14 protein-coding genes are annotated in these 17074 nt (G+C 38.8%); 7 read left to right on the top strand and 7 right to left on the bottom strand.

Annotated features, from left to right (window positions below):
- Nucleotides 1–10 precede the first annotated feature (10 nt).
- From PTQ27_RS01620 to parE, 3 genes are all read left to right on the top strand, one after another.
- On the top strand, nucleotides 11–637 hold the full coding sequence (locus PTQ27_RS01620; protein ID WP_273748347.1) for a hypothetical protein: 627 nt from the start codon (nucleotides 11–13) through the stop codon (nucleotides 635–637).
- An 83-nt stretch (nucleotides 638–720) separates the two neighbouring features.
- On the top strand, nucleotides 721–1707 hold the full coding sequence (locus PTQ27_RS01615) for a helix-turn-helix transcriptional regulator (protein ID WP_273748348.1): 987 nt from the start codon (nucleotides 721–723) through the stop codon (nucleotides 1705–1707).
- Between the two features lie 318 nt (nucleotides 1708–2025).
- Nucleotides 2026–3942 carry a DNA topoisomerase IV subunit B gene (gene parE / locus PTQ27_RS01610; RefSeq protein WP_273748349.1) on the top strand — a complete coding sequence of 639 codons (1917 nt, stop codon included), beginning with the start codon at nucleotides 2026–2028 and terminating at the stop codon, nucleotides 3940–3942.
- A 38-nt stretch (nucleotides 3943–3980) separates the two neighbouring features.
- On the opposite strand, the gene plsY is transcribed toward parE, so the two are convergent.
- A complete protein-coding gene (gene plsY / locus PTQ27_RS01605; RefSeq protein WP_273748350.1) occupies nucleotides 3981–4583 on the bottom strand; it encodes a glycerol-3-phosphate 1-O-acyltransferase PlsY in 603 nt (200 codons plus the stop codon).
- A 70-nt stretch (nucleotides 4584–4653) separates the two neighbouring features.
- Here plsY and folB point away from each other — a divergent pair, with 70 nt between their 5' ends.
- The 4 genes from folB (at nucleotide 4654) to PTQ27_RS01585 (ending at nucleotide 8373) form a co-directional block, all read left to right on the top strand.
- A complete protein-coding gene (folB, locus tag PTQ27_RS01600; RefSeq protein WP_273748351.1) occupies nucleotides 4654–5010 on the top strand; it encodes a dihydroneopterin aldolase in 357 nt (118 codons plus the stop codon).
- On the top strand, nucleotides 5007–5906 hold the full coding sequence (locus tag PTQ27_RS01595; protein WP_273748352.1) for a DMT family transporter: 900 nt from the start codon (nucleotides 5007–5009) through the stop codon (nucleotides 5904–5906). Before folB ends, PTQ27_RS01595 begins: the two co-directional genes overlap by 4 nt.
- 15 nt (nucleotides 5907–5921) lie before the next feature.
- Nucleotides 5922–6824, top strand: a complete 903-nt coding sequence (cdd, locus tag PTQ27_RS01590) for a cytidine deaminase (protein ID WP_273748353.1) — start codon at nucleotides 5922–5924, stop codon at nucleotides 6822–6824.
- A 157-nt stretch (nucleotides 6825–6981) separates the two neighbouring features.
- Nucleotides 6982–8373: a DASS family sodium-coupled anion symporter gene (locus PTQ27_RS01585; protein WP_273748354.1), complete on the top strand. Its 1392-nt coding sequence runs from the start codon at nucleotides 6982–6984 to the stop codon at nucleotides 8371–8373.
- Nucleotides 8374–8427: 54 nt separating this feature from the next.
- On the opposite strand, the gene nhaC is transcribed toward PTQ27_RS01585, so the two are convergent.
- From nhaC to PTQ27_RS01555, 6 genes are all read right to left on the bottom strand, one after another.
- Complete coding sequence (gene nhaC, locus PTQ27_RS01580; protein ID WP_273748355.1) at nucleotides 8428–9810, bottom strand: Na+/H+ antiporter NhaC; 1383 nt, start codon at nucleotides 9808–9810, stop codon at nucleotides 8428–8430.
- A 46-nt stretch (nucleotides 9811–9856) separates the two neighbouring features.
- Complete coding sequence (locus PTQ27_RS01575) at nucleotides 9857–11452, bottom strand: FAD-binding protein (RefSeq protein WP_273748356.1); 1596 nt, start codon at nucleotides 11450–11452, stop codon at nucleotides 9857–9859.
- Nucleotides 11453–11518: 66 nt separating this feature from the next.
- A complete protein-coding gene (locus PTQ27_RS01570; protein ID WP_273748357.1) occupies nucleotides 11519–12328 on the bottom strand; it encodes an ABC transporter ATP-binding protein in 810 nt (269 codons plus the stop codon).
- Between the two features lie 12 nt (nucleotides 12329–12340).
- Entirely contained in the window at nucleotides 12341–14311 is a 1971-nt protein-coding gene (locus tag PTQ27_RS01565; protein WP_273748358.1) for a dipeptide/oligopeptide/nickel ABC transporter permease/ATP-binding protein, read from the bottom strand.
- Entirely contained in the window at nucleotides 14311–15264 is a 954-nt protein-coding gene (locus PTQ27_RS01560) for an ABC transporter permease (RefSeq protein WP_273748359.1), read from the bottom strand. Before PTQ27_RS01560 ends, PTQ27_RS01565 begins: the two co-directional genes overlap by 1 nt.
- 136 nt (nucleotides 15265–15400) lie before the next feature.
- Nucleotides 15401–16990 (bottom strand): ABC transporter substrate-binding protein, encoded by a 1590-nt coding sequence (locus tag PTQ27_RS01555; protein ID WP_273748360.1) that lies wholly within the window; start codon nucleotides 16988–16990, stop codon nucleotides 15401–15403.
- Between the last annotated feature and the right edge of the window lie 84 nt (nucleotides 16991–17074).

Raw genomic sequence — 17074 nt, 5'->3', positions numbered from 1 at the left:
GGAAAAGAAAATGAGCAAAACACAAGCTGTTAAATTAATTTTAGAAAATTTACCAATGATTGAAGAAATGGAAAGTTTTCTTTACGATGAGTTAGCCCCATCATTATTCAACACTCTTGATAATATTATAAAAGATGAATTGCAAGATTGGGATGGTATTTTCGATTTTTATGAAAATCATACAGGATTTTGCCCCAAAAATTGGATGACAGATAAATTAGACAAAGGGTTGAATTATAGAAATAGTATCGGACGATATCACTTGGGTGAAATAAAAGAGAATAACCATCAATGGATTTCAAACTTATTTAATATTAATGGTGGTCAAATGAATTTTATCTTTTATGGACATTGGGGTAATGAACAATTTAAGTTTACTAGGGGAAAATGGAAAAATTTTTGTCGAAATATGAATGAAAAATTCCTTGAAATCCAACAAACTGGCTTTAAATTTGATGAAAAAGAAGGGCGATGGTATCTGCCTATTCAACCTTTGGATATTCAAAAGGTAATTGAATGTTATGAAAATGACCTAGAAGATGCAATGGAACCTATTTATGAGGCTTGTGGCACTCTCTTAAAAGCACATCCTTATTTTGAAAAGATCATGGAAGAAGCCAAAAATTACAAAGAATAATAGCGATATAATTTGCAAAAAAATCACTCAATTTAACCGCTTGATCTTGCTATAATTTTGCCAAATTAAAGCTTGGAGGAACTATGGCAAATCGACCGAAAGATATTGATGCAACCCTTTTACAGTTAGAAATTTTGAGAATGATTCCTAAACTGCCGGATCGTATAGAGGCAAGAACCATTCACAAAAAGCTGACAGAATCAGGCTTTAATCGAGATTTACGCAGTATTCAGCGAACCTTACAAACGCTCTGCCAACATTTTGATGATTTAGAGTGTAACGATGACAGCAAGCCTTATACCTATTATTGGAAAGAGCGTTCAGTAGGGTTCGCTTTACCGGTTTTAAATGAACAACAATCGCTATTACTAAAACTTGCGGAACAACAACTTAAATATCTGTTGCCGACAAATATTATGTCCTCAATGAAACCATTTTTTGACCAAGCGGATCGAATGGTTTCTGGAACATCTCAAAATGGCAAAGAAAAACCGACACACCAATGGCTCGACAAAGTTTGCGTAACGCCTACAAGTTTGCCGTTAATTCCAGCGAAAGTGAAAGAGGAGATTTTTTCAGCCGTTAGCCAAGCCCTGTACCAAAATAAATTGCTGAAGATTGAATACCAAAATCCGAGTGGTAAAAAATACCCAGCTACTATTATGCCTTTGGCGATTGCTCAGCAAGGTGCGAGTATTTACTTAATTTGCCGTTTTGATGGCTTTAGCGATACCCGAATGCTGGCAATGCACCGAATTCGTAAAGCTGAAATTTCTACCTTTAGCTTTGAACGCCCGAAAGATTTTAATTTACAAACTTATCAAGAAGAAGGGCATTTAGGCTTTGCAAGTTACCAAGATATTCGCAAAATTCGTCTCACTTTTTCTATTACAAAATGGGCTGGTTTTCATTTAACCGAAACACCGATTTCCAAAGACCAAAAAATTTTAGAAGAAAGCGATGAACATTACCGTTTTCAAGCAACAGTTTCTGAAAATGATATGTTGGAATGGTGGATTTTAAAATTTGGAGAAGATATTTGGGATATTGAGCGAGAGCCAGTAGAGTAGCCCCTACCCCACCTTTGGCGGTACTTCCCCCATAGGGGGAAGAAAATCGGTCTGTATTTTAACCGATTGAAACAACTATTCCTTCCCCCTTAGAAGGAAGAAAAGAAGGGAGAAAATTTATCTATCTTTTAACCGAGTGAAGCGGTTATTCTTTTTCTTCCCCCTATGGGGGAAGTACTGCCGTAAGGCAGGGAAGGGGGCGATTGTTCAGAAGAAGTAAGATAACAAGCGGTTCTTTTTCCACAAAACTTTGCAAAACGGGTTGAATTTCCTTAAAATTCAGCCTTATTTTGTTTTTAAAGCCTAAGAGAAAGAATAATGTCTGAAAAACGCTATGGGGCGGATGAAATTACCGTTCTAAAAGATCTTGAGCCTGTGCAACTTCGCCCGGGAATGTACACTGATACCACGCGTCCTAACCATTTAGGGCAAGAGGTTATTGATAACAGTGTCGATGAGGCGTTATCAGGTTATGCGGATAAAATTGATGTTATTCTTCACACCGATAATTCATTAGAAGTGATTGATAACGGGCGAGGAATGCCTGTTGATATTCACTCCACCGAGAAAATTTCAGGTGTTGAGCTGATTTTAACCAAACTGCACGCCGGCGGTAAATTCTCGAATAAAAACTATACCTTTTCGGGTGGTTTACACGGGGTGGGGATCTCAGTGGTAAATGCTCTTTCTGAAAGAGTTGAAATTCAGATTAAACGTGGCGGGCAGGTTTATACCATTGCTTTTGAAAATGGGGCAAAAGTAGAAGAACTGACAGTAATTGGTTCTTGCCCGAAAAAGCAAACTGGAACAACGGTTCGCTTCTACCCGAATGCAAAATATTTTGATTCCGCTCGTTTTTCGGTTAGCCGTTTACGCCATTTATTGCGTGCAAAAGCGGTGCTTTGCCCAAAACTCACCATCAATTTCATTGATAAAATCAACAACACAGAAGAAACTTGGTATTACGAAGACGGCTTATCCGATTATTTAACCGAGGCATTAAGCGGTTATGAAACAGTACCAAACCCACCATTTATCGGCGATGCTGTTTCTGAAACCGAGGCGGTAAGTTGGGCTTTAACCTGGTTGCCGGAAGGCGGTGAATTAGTAGCGGAAAGCTATGTAAACTTAATTCCGACCTCACAAGGTGGCACACACGTAAATGGTTTGCGTAACGGTTTATTAAAGGCAATGGTGGAATTTTGTGAAATTCACAACCTGTTACCGAAAGGGGTAAAACTAACAGCCGATGATGTTTGGAACCGTTGTGCTTACGTGCTTTCGTTAAAAATTCAAGAACCGCAGTTTGCTGGGCAAACTAAAGAGCGGTTATCTTCTCGCCAAGCGTCAAGTTATGTGGATAACACCTTAAAAGATTCTTTCAGTTTATGGCTAAACCAAAATGTGCAAACTGGTAAATTGATTGCCGAAATGGCAATTAGTTCTGCCCAAAGCCGTTTACGTGCAGCGAAAAAAGTAGTGCGTAAAAAATTAGTAAGTGGCCCTGCATTACCAGGGAAATTAGCTGATTGTACCGCTCAAGATTTAAGCCGTACCGAGCTTTTCTTAGTAGAAGGGGATTCTGCCGGCGGTTCAGCAAAACAGGCTCGTGATAAGGAATATCAAGCGATTTTGCCATTGCGAGGTAAAATCTTAAACACTTGGGAAGTTTCATCGGATCAAGTGTTAGCCTCACAAGAGGTGCACGATATTGCAGTAGCGTTAGGCATCGATCCTGATAGCGATAGATTAGATGAATTACGCTACGGCAAAGTTTGTATTCTTGCCGATGCGGATTCAGACGGCTTGCATATTGCAACGCTATTGTGTGCCTTATTCTTACGTCATTTCCCGAAATTAGTGCAAAACGGGCACGTTTATGTGGCTATGCCGCCGTTGTATCGTATAGATATTGGTAAAGACGAAGTTCATTATGCTTTAGACGAAGCAGAAAAAGAGGCGATTTTAGCACGTTTGGCGAAGAAAAAAGGCAAGCCGAATGTGCAGCGTTTTAAAGGATTGGGTGAAATGAACCCAAGCCAGTTACGAGAAACGACAATGGATCCGAGTACTCGCCGTTTGGTGCAATTAACGTTCGATGAAAGTGTAGATACAGAAAAAGAGGATGAAGTCAGCACCTTTGAAATTATGGATATGCTACTTGGTAAAAAACGGGCAGAAGATCGCAAACAGTGGTTGCAAAACCGAGGCGATGAAGCTGATTTAGCCGTATAAAATAAAGGCATAGTGATGAATTTTCACTATGCCTATTTTTATGCTTTCTTTTTGAATTTATTCCAAATTTTATCTTCTTGCCCTCGCCATAAACGTTGAATGTTATCGTGGTGGCGATAGACTAATAAACAGCAAACTAACGCAACAGGAAAAGTAAATTGCGGTTCAAACCACCATATATAAAAGGGAACGAGCAATGCTGTCATTACCGCACTTAAAGAAGAGTAGCCAAAGATTAAAAAGATAACTAGCCAAGTACCAAATGCCCCACCTGCGACTATAAAACTAAGCGGAGCAATAGCACCAAAGGCTGTTGCAACACCTTTTCCCCCTCTAAATTGAAAGAAAATCGGGAAAATATGCCCAAGGCAAACTGCTAAAGCAATAAAGCCAAGCTGGGAAGGCGGTAGCGTTAAATAAATGCCAATCGCAACAGGTAATGTCCCTTTTAGAATATCAAATAACAACACGCCTAATGCCGAGCTTTTTCCGCCAATGCGTAATACATTTGTTGCTCCTGCGTTGTGTGAGCCAACCTCTCTTGGATCTGGCAAGCCCGCTAGCTTACAGAAAATAATCGCACTTGAAATAGCCCCTAATAAATAGGCGACTAAGATCAATAAATAGGGAATTATATTCATAAATTTTCCTGATTAAATTTATCTTGTGCTATATTTTACAGAAATTCTCAAAAATAAAACAGGATGAAAAATGAGTGATAAAGTTTTTATTCGTGAACTAACCGCATTTGCCTCTATTGGAGCTTATGATTGGGAGCATACGATTAAACAACGTTTGGTTTTTAATATTGATATGGCGTGGGATTTTACGGCAGCAGTGAAAAATGATGATGTGCAATTTTGTTTGAATTATGCCGAAGTGTCTGAAAAAATATTACATTTTGTGGAATCCACCCCCTTTAAATTAGTCGAAACCGTCGCTCATCAAGTTGCTGATTTATTACAAAAAGAGTATCAACTCACTTGGCTTAGAATTGAACTACACAAACCGAAAGCGGTGGCTCAAGCCAGTAGCGTAGGGGTAATTGTAGAAAGAGGAGAGCTATGAGTCGAGCCTCAGTAAAGTTAGGTTATCTCAGCTTAATTATTGCAACCCTATTTTGGGGCGGTAATTTTGTATTAGGCAAAGTATTAAGTACAACTGTTCCGCCTATTACATTAACTTATCTGCGTTGGTTGCCTGCCTTTTTAATTTTAGCGATATTATTTTATCGTCCGACTTTACGAGCGATAAATCAGCTTAAACCCGCATTAGGTATAATGTGGGTTTTGGGTCTTTTGGGTGTGATTTTATTCCCAGCAACCCTTTATCAGGGGCTAAAAACTACAACCGCTTTAAATGCCAGCCTTTATTTAGCTGTTGTGCCGGTGCTAGTTCTGTTCTTAAATCGCCTTGCCTTTAAAGAAAAAATTCGCCCGATTATTTTAACCGGGGCAATTATTAGTTTAGTCGGTGTGTTTTGGTTATTAACACAGGGGGATATGTTTCGATTAGCACATATTTCGGTTAATCAAGGCGATTTATGGGCGATTGCCTCAACGGTAAGTTGGGCGGTTTATTGTTGTGTGATTCGGCTACGCCCAATAGGTATTAGTAATACGGTTTTTTTAACCACCTTAGTCGGTTTGGCAGTTATTACGCTAACCCCTTTTTTTATTTATGAACTTTTTACTGAATCTGCAAATATTTTAGCAAATTTGACCGCTTTACAATGGAGTGGAGTAGGCTATTTGGTTATTGGCCCTTCTATTCTTTCTTATGCTTTTTGGAATTTCGGTATTGCGATTGTCGGCTCTGCAAAAGGCTCGGTAATGACCAACTTTACCCCTTTGTTTGCCGCACTGTTTAGCATTCTTCTTTTAAATGAACCGGTACAATCTTTCCACATTATCAGTGCTATTTTAATTACGGTAGGTGTGTTGATTTGTAGTTATAAAAAATAATAATTGGAGGTATTTATGTCATTTCAAACAGAAATTTTAGCTCGTTTTGAAAATGTGTTAGCAGAAAAAAATGATGAGGTTACCCAAGCGGTTATTGACCAAATTGTGAAGCAGCATTTTCACGGGCAACTCTCAGCAGAGGTTGTTCAAACGTTTTGTCAAAAATTTTATCTTTCGCCGATAGAGTTAGCCCTTCGTTGTATTTCGGTTGCAGCTTGTTATGCGGTGACACCAATTTCGGCATTTAATGTTGGAGCGGTAGCGATTGGCAAACAAGGCGATTTCTATTTTGGTGCAAACCAAGAATTTTCAGATGAATGTATGCAGCAATCGGTTCACGCTGAACAAAGTGCGATTTCACACGCTTGGCTTGCAGGTGAAACCTTAATTACAGACGTGGTAGTTAATCACACCCCTTGTGGGCATTGTCGCCAATTTATGAATGAATTAAATAGTGCGTCAAGTTTGAAAGTGCATTTACCGCATAGTCAAAACAATTTGTTGCATAGCTACTTGCCTGATAGCTTTGGTCCGAAAAACTTGGGAATTGAAAAAGTATTATTTGATGAAGAGGTGCAAATTTTTGACGTAAAAGGCGATAAACTAGAACAAGCAGCCATTATGGCAGCTAGCCGTTCTTATGCTCCTTATAGTAAAGCATTTAGTGGTATTGCGTTGCAAGTTGGTGAACGCATCATTTGCGGTAAATATGCTGAAAATGCAGCCTTTAACCCGACCTTCTTACCGTTGCAAAGTGCGTTAAATTACCGACTGTTTTTAGGTTTAGCTGGCACTCCAGTTAGTAGAGTTATTCTGGCTGAAGCGAAAGGCTCTTTAAGCAGTAAAGCGATGACACAAGCACTAGTTAGCCGATTATTAGGTATAGAACTAGAATATATCGCGTTACAAGCGGACTAATTTTAACTTCTTTTTGCAAAATATTATAAAAAGTTAAAATTAAAGTATTTTATAGTGCTGAATTTTTGAAGAGCCTCACATTTTTATAACAATTATGTTTCCGTATATAAATTTTTTATATATAGTAAATCTATGTTATATATGTTGTGAGGTTTTTATGGAAAACACACCATTAGTTGAACCAAATAAAAACAGACGCAATACTTTAATTTTTATTGCGGATGCTATTTTATTTATTGTTTTATTAAATGTGCTACCTTTTACGCCAGAGGCGAATAAAGGGCTAGCACTGCTTGCCTTTATTGCAGTGCTATGGCTAACTGAGGCTCTACACGTTACTGTAACCGCATTGCTTATTCCTATTTTGGCTGTAGCATTAGGGTTAGTTAAATCTAAAGCTGCATTAGCTTCCTTTGCTGATCCTACTATTTTCTTATTTTTTGGGGGCTTTGCATTAGCCACAGCATTACATATTCAGCAGTTAGATCGTCTTATTGCGAATAAAATTATGACATTAGCCCGTGGTAAACTTTCTATTGCTTCTATTTATTTATTTGCTGTAACGGCATTTTTATCTATGTGGATGAGTAATACAGCAACGGCTGCAATGATGTTACCGCTAGCAATGGGGATTTTAAGTAAGTTAGATCCGAAGCAAAATCATAATACCTATGTATTTATGTTATTAGGGATTGCTTATAGTGCAAGTATTGGTGGTATGGGAACGGCAGTTGGTAGCCCTCCAAATGCGATTGTAGTGTCTCAATTATATTTAACATTTGCAGATTGGATGAAATATGGCGTGCCAGTGATGCTTATTCTTCTTCCATTAATGATTGCGATTTTATATGTAGTCTTTAAACCAGATTTTTCAGTTAAATTTGAACAGTCATTTGAAAAAATTGAATTAAATCGTCCTCGTATTATTACGTTGTCTATATTTGTCTTTATTGCTTTAGGCTGGATTTTTGGAGATAAACTAAATCCATTTATTTCTGGCTTGCTTGGTATTGATGGCAAAATAGCAAGCTTTGATACCATTCTTGCTTTAATTGCTGCAGCTTTAATTTGTATTACTCGTGTGGCTAATTGGCAACAAATTCAAGATGGAACAGAATGGGGTGTTTTATTCTTGTTTGGTGGTGGCTTAACGTTAAGCTCTGTGCTTGGGCAAACTGGAGCAAGTAAAATTATGGCTGATGGGGTAGTTGCACTGATTGAAGGTGGTCATTTTTATCTAATCGGTTTAATTGTGGCGGCATTTATTATTTTCTTAACGGAAGTTACTTCAAACACAGCAAGTGCAGCATTGCTCGTTCCTATTTTTATTTCAATCGCAGAAGCGTTAAATATGCCATCATTAGGGCTTGCATTAATTATTGGTTTAGGTGCATCTTGTGCCTTTATGTTGCCAGTTGCAACACCACCAAATGCGATTGTATTTGGAACAGGCCAAATTAAGCAAAGTGATATGGTAAGAGTAGGTTTCTGGCTTAATATCATTTCTGTTTTTGTTATTGCAACAGTTGGATATTTATTCTGGCTATAATTTTATTCTTATTAGTTAGCAAAATGCCTACATTTTATTGTAGGCATTTTTTGTTTAATTTGCTTTCTTACTAATCGTGATACCTGTAAAGCCAAAGATTAAGGTTAGGATTAAACAGGTATAGCAGAAAAATGCGTAAGGTAGATAATCTAAAACAGGAATATTTAATACGCTACTAATAAATACACCACAGACACTCCAAGGAACTAACGGGTTGATAACTGTTCCTGCATCTTCTAAAGTACGAGCAAGATTTTTAGGTGCTAAGCCTAAACGTTCATAAGTAGAGCGGAAGGTATTACCTGATAATAATAAACTTAAATATTGTTCCCCAATTAATACATTTATACCTACCGCAGTACTTGCAACGGTAAGTGTTACTCGTCCTGTACTGGTTAAAAAGCCACTAATACCGCTTAATAGTGCTGGTAATACGCCAAGAGCTTGTAATAGTCCCCCTAAACTTAATGCAAGCACAACAATAGTGATAGTAAAGAACATACTGTTAATACCACCACGAGAAACTAATGAAGCAACATCGCCTAAATTAAGATTTTCAGCAGGTTTATAGCCGGTAAAGAAGTAATTACCAAGTTGCTCAAGACTAGGAGAACTGTGGGTATAGGTAATAATGAGGGATAATGCAACGGTAGTCACAATAATATAAATTGAATTTACTCGTTTCATCGCCATTAAAATTAAGGTAACAAATGGCAGTAGAGCGTAACCGTGTACTAAACCTGTTGCTTGTAAATTCGTTTTTAAGGTTTCGATATTTGCAAAGTCTTGTGCATCAGCTGGTTCGGTAAAAAACCATAATAAAGCAGTTGTAATAATCCACGCAGGGATTGTGGTATACATCATATTACGAATATGTGCAAACATATCAATGCCAACAACGGATGCCGCAATAGTTGTCGTATCTGAAAGTGGAGAGGTTTTATCGCCAAAAAATGCACCAGAAACAACCGCACCAGCCACGATTGCAGGGTTAGCACCAAAAGCACCTGCCATACCGATGAAAGCTACCCCAAGCGTTGCAGTGGTGGTTAAACTACTACCAAGTGCCACACCTACAACAGAGCTTAATGCGAAGGCAGAAATATAGAAAAATTCAGGAGAGATAAGGCTCAAGCCGTAATACATTAAGGTTGGAATAGCCCCCGACATCATTAACGCAGAAACTAATAAGCCAATAAAAAAGAATAAATAAATAGCACCAATACCCGACATTAAACCTTTTGCCATTCCTTCTTGCATAGATTTAAACGGAATTTTATTGGCTAATCCAAAAAGCAATAAGGTAATAATCACTAATAGGATGGAAATTTGCGGAACCCAACCTAATTTGATCATCGTACCGCCTAAAATAAAAATCGTCATTATAGACAGTAAGACCGCCGTACGCGGTTTGAGCTTAAGCAGGTAGTTATTCATTCATACTCCTAAATATTTTATTGTTCTTAAAGAGTGGCATTATAGACTAATTTTCATCAACTAAGTAGTGTGCCCCTAAACTCTTCTCATTAAGCATATGCTTTATAAGTAATTGAGCGGTTTTTAGAGCATTATAAATTTCAATGCCTTGATATTGAGCGTGATAAATCGGATCAAAACGCTGTTCTAAGTCTTTTAATGCATTTAATAAATGATTGAGATTTGCTTTGGTGCGGTAAACATTGGCATATAACGCCATTTTTTCACGAATGGTTGAAAGCACCTCACTTGCAGAAAGATTAAGATCTGCATTTGGATTAGCAAGCCGATTTAAGGCTTCTTCTGCCATTGTAAGCGGTGAAATTTCGCTATTTTTTTGCAAATTATTGCTTAGTCGGGATTCAATTTGTGTTACTGCGCGTTTAGCAAACACTAAACCACCACCAACCGAATTTCCGCCTAAACGGTTCGCCCCTTCAATACAGTGGGCAATTTCGCCGACGGCAAATAAGCCTTTGACAGAACTTTCGCCCCATTCATCAATTTGAATACCGCCATTACAACTATGGGCAAAAGGTTTGATGGCAATTTTGTCTTTGAGTAAATTAATGCCAATTTCTCTTTTCAGCCAATCTAAATATACCCGATAAAACTCTTCATTATCTTTATAAAGAGCAGGGCTATAGCGAAGATAGATCCCTTTTTCCGTTGGGTTTTCAAGAAAATGTTTCATCATCACTAAATCAAATTCAACACATTTAAAATCTAGGCTAAAGGGAGCATAGTGGCTACGTTCTAGCATCATTGCATTAAACTGTGTTTGAGTTAAGTGAGGAAAAAGATTATTACCTTGTGAGTCGGTAATTTCCGTTACATATTTCAAGGTATGTTCGCCAAACAGCACCTTATATTTCGGTTCAACAAAAGCCGGAATAAACTGGATAAAGGCTAAATTAACCAAAGTTGCCCCAGCTTGTTCGGCAACGGCGTGGAGAGAGCCGATAACATCAGAAGGGTAGAGATTATCTTTATAAAGCCCAGCAATGCCACCTGCGGCTAAAATAATATGATTGGTTTTGCAAAAAATATAGGAAATTTGACCGCTTGTACCATTCGTTTGATTAAGCGAAAACACCGCACCTTGCACTTGGTTGTTTTCTACTACGATATGTAAAAGGGTCGCATCCCCATAATGGGGAATAGCTTGTTCTGTTAAAATGTTTTTAGCACGAATTGCCGATTCTCGCCAATCTTTAATCAGATAAATCGGGCGAGGATATTTGGCAAAACAGGCTGGGCGATTATCGTTTCGTTTCCAAGGTTTAAAGCCAATTTGGTTTAATAATTCAATCGCTTTGGGGGAATCTTCGATATAGGCCTGAACCACACGAGGGTTAATTTTACCTTTGCCGATATTTTCAATATCTTCTCTAAAATGAGAGTGATCTGTTTTATCGCCCGTTACTTGAATGCCGAGTGTGGCTTTAAGCGGAAAATAACTTGCCCCGGAACCGATAGTAGATTTTGTGATAAGGAATGGATTTAACCCTTGGTTTTTAGCTTCAACGGCGGCAGAAAGCCCTGCAATGCCAGCACCGACAATAAGTAAATCGGCATCTATAGTTTGAGAGATCTTGATCATAGTAGTATTAAAAAACAAGCGGTAAAATTTACCAGAAATTTTACCGCTTGCAGAATGATTGCACAATTATAATAACGATGGAGCTGCTTCAATTAAGGTGCGAGTGTATTGCTCTTTCGGATGTTCAAATACATCAGCCGCACTACCCATTTCCACAATTTTTCCGCCATTCATCACCACAATTCTATCTGAAACTTGATGAACAGTTTGTAAATCGTGTGAGATGAATACCATCGCCAGATTTAACTCTTTTTTCAAATCGGCAAGTAGGTTAAGTACCTGTGCTCGAACCGAAACGTCAAGGGCGGAAGTCGGTTCATCAGCCACAATCAGTTTTGGATTTAATGCCAATGCACGAGCAATCGCTACACGTTGTTTTTGACCACCTGATAAACGGGTTGGCTCAACCAGTGCCGCAGAGCGTGGTAAGCCTACACGAGAGAGAAGGTCATACACTCTTTTTTCACGCTCGTGCGGTTGTAGAATATTATGAATATCCATCGGATCTTTTAAAATATCTAACACACGCATACGAGGGTTAAGTGCGGTTGCAGGGTCTTGGAAAATCACCGAAACTTGGCGTCCAAACTGTTTACGGGCTTCAGAACTACCGTATTTCATCTCTAAACCGTTAAATTTAACGGTGCCTGAGGTTGGTTTTTGTAAACCGATCATCACACTGGCTAGGGTTGATTTACCACAACCAGATTGCCCTACTAAACCGACGGTTTCACCTGCGTGAATTGCAAGACTAACATCATTAACCGCTGTGAATTTTTTCGGGTTAAATAATGTACCATCACGAGAAGCAAATTGAACAACAATATTTGATAGCTCAATAATTGGCTGCTCTTTTAACACTTTAATACTGCTCATAATGCTGCCCTCCTATGCTTCTTTTTTATCTTCTAAGTGCGATGCCCAGAAGTGTTGTGGATGATCGCCTGTTGGTACCAGTTTCAAGCGTTGCTCTGGGTTTGCATCAGGTCGTAATGAACGGCTTGCAAAACGGTCGCCTTTCGCAAAATCAAATGGTGAAGGAACACTCCCCGGAATTTGATATAAGCGTTTTGCTCGTAATTCCGTTGAAAGCACCGAACCTAATAAACCACGTGTATATTCGTGAGTTGGATTAGAAAGCAACGGTGTTGTTGGTGCCGCTTCAACAACTTGACCTGCATACATTACGGTAATGTGGTGTGCCATTTGTGCAACTAGGGCTAAATCGTGGCTTACGAAGACCATTGCAAAGCCTAATTTTTCACGTAGCTCGTTGAGTAATTTAATGACTTCAGCTTGTACTGTTACGTCTAATGCGGTTGTTGGTTCATCAGCAATTAAAAGTTTTGGTTCACGAGCAAGTGCCATTGCAATTAATACACGCTGACGTTGACCGCCTGATAATTCATGTGGGTAACGATTTAAGGTTTTTTCAGGATCTAATTGCACCCATTGTAATAATGTTTCTGCAGATTGTTTACCACCACGGCTAATTAGCTGAGCCATTTGGTCTTTAATTCGCATTGATGGGTTTAAAGCACTTAACGCATCTTGATAAATCATTGAGATTTCGTGGCCACGTAAGGCATTTAGATCTGTTTTTGCATCTAATAGATTATGCTGTTTGCCAGAACGGTCAGTAAATAGAATTTCTCCTGTAATTTTAGCCGTTTTTGGCAATAAGCCCATAATTGAGAATGCTGTAATAGATTTACCACAACCAGATTCACCTACTAAGCCCATTGTTTCGCCTTCGTGCACGGTAAAGCTGATATTATCTACTAATGGAGTTTCACCATAACGATTCGGGAAGCGAATAGAGAGATTTTTTACTTGTAAAATCGGTTTTGCATTAGGATTTAACTGCATACGGTCTGTACGAGTTGTTTCTTTCTCATTTAATTTAAGCAAGTAACGTTTTAATGCAAGGGTTTCTGCCATTGCTTCTTGAACATCAGTTGAAAGTGGTTTTGATACATCATTTTTGGCTGCTGTCGGGCTACGTTTTACTTTAGGGTTCGCTAACGCATCAGTTAAACCTTCAGATAAGATATTTAACGCTAATACAGTCAGTAATACACATAAACCAGCAAAGGTTGTTGCCCACCAGAAACCACTTAATACAAGATTACGACCTTCAGATAAGATGTTACCCCAAGATGGATGTGGAGGTTGTACACCAGCACCTAAGAATGATAGAGAAGCTTCAAGAATAATCGCATCTGCCACCATTACAGTTGCAAATACTAACACTGGAGCAGCAGTATTGCGTACAACGTGTTTTAATAGAATATAAGTACGGCTACCACCGATAACACGCTCTGCACGCACATAATCTTCTTCCCACTGTGAAACGACGTTTGCACGTACAACACGGGCAAGCTGCGGAGTATAAACAATCGCAATCGTGATGATAATAACAACAGCCGAGTTACCAAATGTTGCAATTAATACGGCAGCAAGAGCAATACCTGGGAATGCCATTAAAATATCCATACAACGCATAATCACTTCGTTACCGAATTTTTCTGCGGTTGCAGCAGTTGCCCCTAAGATACTACCGAATACAATCGCACAACCTACAGCACCTAAACCGATAAAGAGTGAGGTTCTTGCCCCATAAACAATTCGAGAGAAAACATCACGTCCTAAGCGATCTGTACCGAATAAATATTCATTACTTGGAGCCTGCACAGGGCGAAGTGTCGTGAGTGGGTCGTAGGTCGCAACTAAAGGTGCAAATATTGCAACTAATGCCACGAATACAAGAAAGATTAAGGCGATTTTGGAGCTTGTTGATAATGCATTAAATCTTGCACCGCCTGAAGCAAGTCTGTCTGCTAGTCCTTTACGAAACATTATAGACTCCGAATTTTAGGGTTAATTAAAAGATAGAGAATATCAACGATAATGTTCACTAATACGAAAGTTAATGCGATTGTTAAAACAACACCTTGAACCAAATTCAAGTCGTTATTCATAATGCCGTTGAAAATTAATTTCCCCATACCTGGTAAATCAAAAATTTGTTCGATAACTACGGCACCACCAAGTAAGTAGCCAACACGTAAACCAAGCACAGTAACGGGTGTGATTAAGGCATTGCGTAATACATTGTGGCGGATAACCGTTGAATATGGCACCCCATTGCCGATTGCGGTACGAACGTAGTCTTTATCCATTTCTTCAACCATCGCAGTACGAACGACACGAATTAAAGAAGCACAAACTGGAATAGCTAATGCAAGGGAAGGTAAAACCATTGATTGGAAATAACCACTTGGACTTTCACTAAATGGAATGAAGCCACCTGATGGTAACCAATCTAATTCTAAAGAGAAGTATTGAATTAATAAGATACCGAGCCAGAAAGAAGGTGTTGCAACCGCAGCCACAGAGAATAATCGGATAATCTGATCTAATAGGCGATCACGATGTAATGCAGCAAGAACCCCAAAGGTAAATGAAATGATAGCAGCTAATAAAACCCCAATAAAAGTAAGTTGTAATGTGAGTGGGAAAAACTCTGCAATCATTGATGAAATAGGTTGTTCAGGCGGAGTGGTTACGCCTAAATCAAATTGCAATAAGTTACCAATAAAGCGTACATATTGCACCACAAGCGGATCATTTAATCCACGAGCTTCACGCCAAGCTTCTTTTGCATCTGCACTGGCAAATTCGCCTAATGCCACATCGGCAGGGTCACCCGGCATAAATTGTAAAATAACAAAAACTAATGCTGTTACACCCAAAATCATTACGGGCAATGCCAATAAGCGGCGAAGTAACAAACGAAGGACAATTTCCATTTTTATCTCCGACTATCACAAAAAGTAGGAAAAATACAGCAAGAATATCTCACTCGTAAAAAGTTGATGGATTTTTAACCATCTTGAAATGTTCTATAACAAGCAAGCGGTTATTTCTAACCGCTTGCTTAAAGAGTTATTTCACATCAACACCAAGGAATGACATACCGGTTGTAGGAAGCGGTTGGAAGCCAGTAAGCTGTTTATCGTTCCAAGCGGTTGGAAGCTTACGGTGTAGAATTGGGTAAAGCGGAACTTGTTCAGAAATTAAGTTGAATGCTTTCGCCCATTCTGCACGGCGTGCTTCTGGTGTGTCTTTCTCGATTGCAGCATCAAGTAAGCCTTGTAGCTCTTTGAATTCTGGAGTGTCGAACCAGCGATAACGAGCTTTCGCCCAACCTTCGCCACGATAGAACCAGCTTAGTAATAAGTCCACATCGTTACCGAATACTGAAGGGTCACCCGGTGCTACAACGACACGGTATTTACCTGTACCGATGAAATCACTATATAATGCACTAGATTGTAAGTGGCGTAATGTTACTTTCACACCTGGAATCTTGTTCCAAGACTCAATAATTAACGGTGCACACTCTTTAACCCAAGAAGTATCAGTTGTTAATAATTCAAACTCTAATTTATCAACACCAGCTTCTTTTAATAATGCTGCTGCTTTTTCTGCATCATAGCCATATTGGTGAGAAGCTTTTACATAGTCTGGGTGAGTTTCTTGAACATAAGACGTTGCTTCTCTTGCATTGCCTAAGAACACGAAATCAATTAATTTTTGTGTATCTAAACCATAGTGGAATGCTTGGCGAACTTTCGGGTTGCTAAATACTGGATCTGAGCAGTTAAACATCATAAAGAGTAAACCAAATGATTGTACTGCTTCTACTTTAGATTTGCGTTTTAAGCGTTCTGCATCTAAATAAGGCACACTTTCAATCGCTTGAATACGGCCTGATTCTTGTGCTGTTACACGAGCAGAGTCGTCAGATAATAAGCTCCAAACCATATTTTCTGCAGTAGCAGGGTATTTACCGTTATAGGCATCATATGCTTTAAAGACAATCTTATCGTCTTTTACTGCAGATACAAATTGATATGGACCACTCCCTACTGGGTTTGCATCAAATTTATCTAAGCCTACTGCCTCAATGATATGTTTCGGCACAATTTTCACGATATTTAAACGTTCAACAAATAGTGCGAATGGATATTTCAATTTAAATTCAACCACTTTATCATCAAGTGCAGTCACTTTATCTATAAATGGAATAAATGTTACGAAAAGTGATTTATTCACAGGATCCATTACACGTTCAAAAGAATAAACAACATCTTCTGTTGTTACTGGTTTACCATCGTGGAATGTTGCACCTTCACGCAGAGTAATGTGGTAAGTTGTCGCATCGACCTTTTCAGGTTCTTTTGCCGCTAATGCTAAATATGGTTCACGAGTTGCTGGATGCAAGTCTACTAAACTTTCAAAAATATGTAAGTTTGCTGCTTGCGGTGCAGCACCAGTTGCTTTTAATGGATCTAATGAAGATAAACCATAAGCAATACCAGCAGTAATGGTTTTACCCTTCGCTGCACCTGCGGCAACTGCATTTGCAGAGAATGTGCCAAGTGAACCAGCAAATGCAAAACCTGCACCAACACCTGCTAATAACTTCATAAAACCACGACGTGATTCGTTGTATTCAAAATGTTTAGTCATAGTAACACTCCTTAGGGTTGCTATATTGAATAGTCACATTATCTTAATTGAAGTGAATTTATCAAAATTCACTAGAGTTTTGAA

Source organism: Mannheimia cairinae, from assembly GCF_028649535.1.
In the GTDB taxonomy this organism is placed as follows: Bacteria; Pseudomonadota; Gammaproteobacteria; order Enterobacterales; family Pasteurellaceae; genus Mannheimia; species Mannheimia cairinae.
This window is presented reverse-complemented; position numbering and strand designations above follow the sequence as displayed.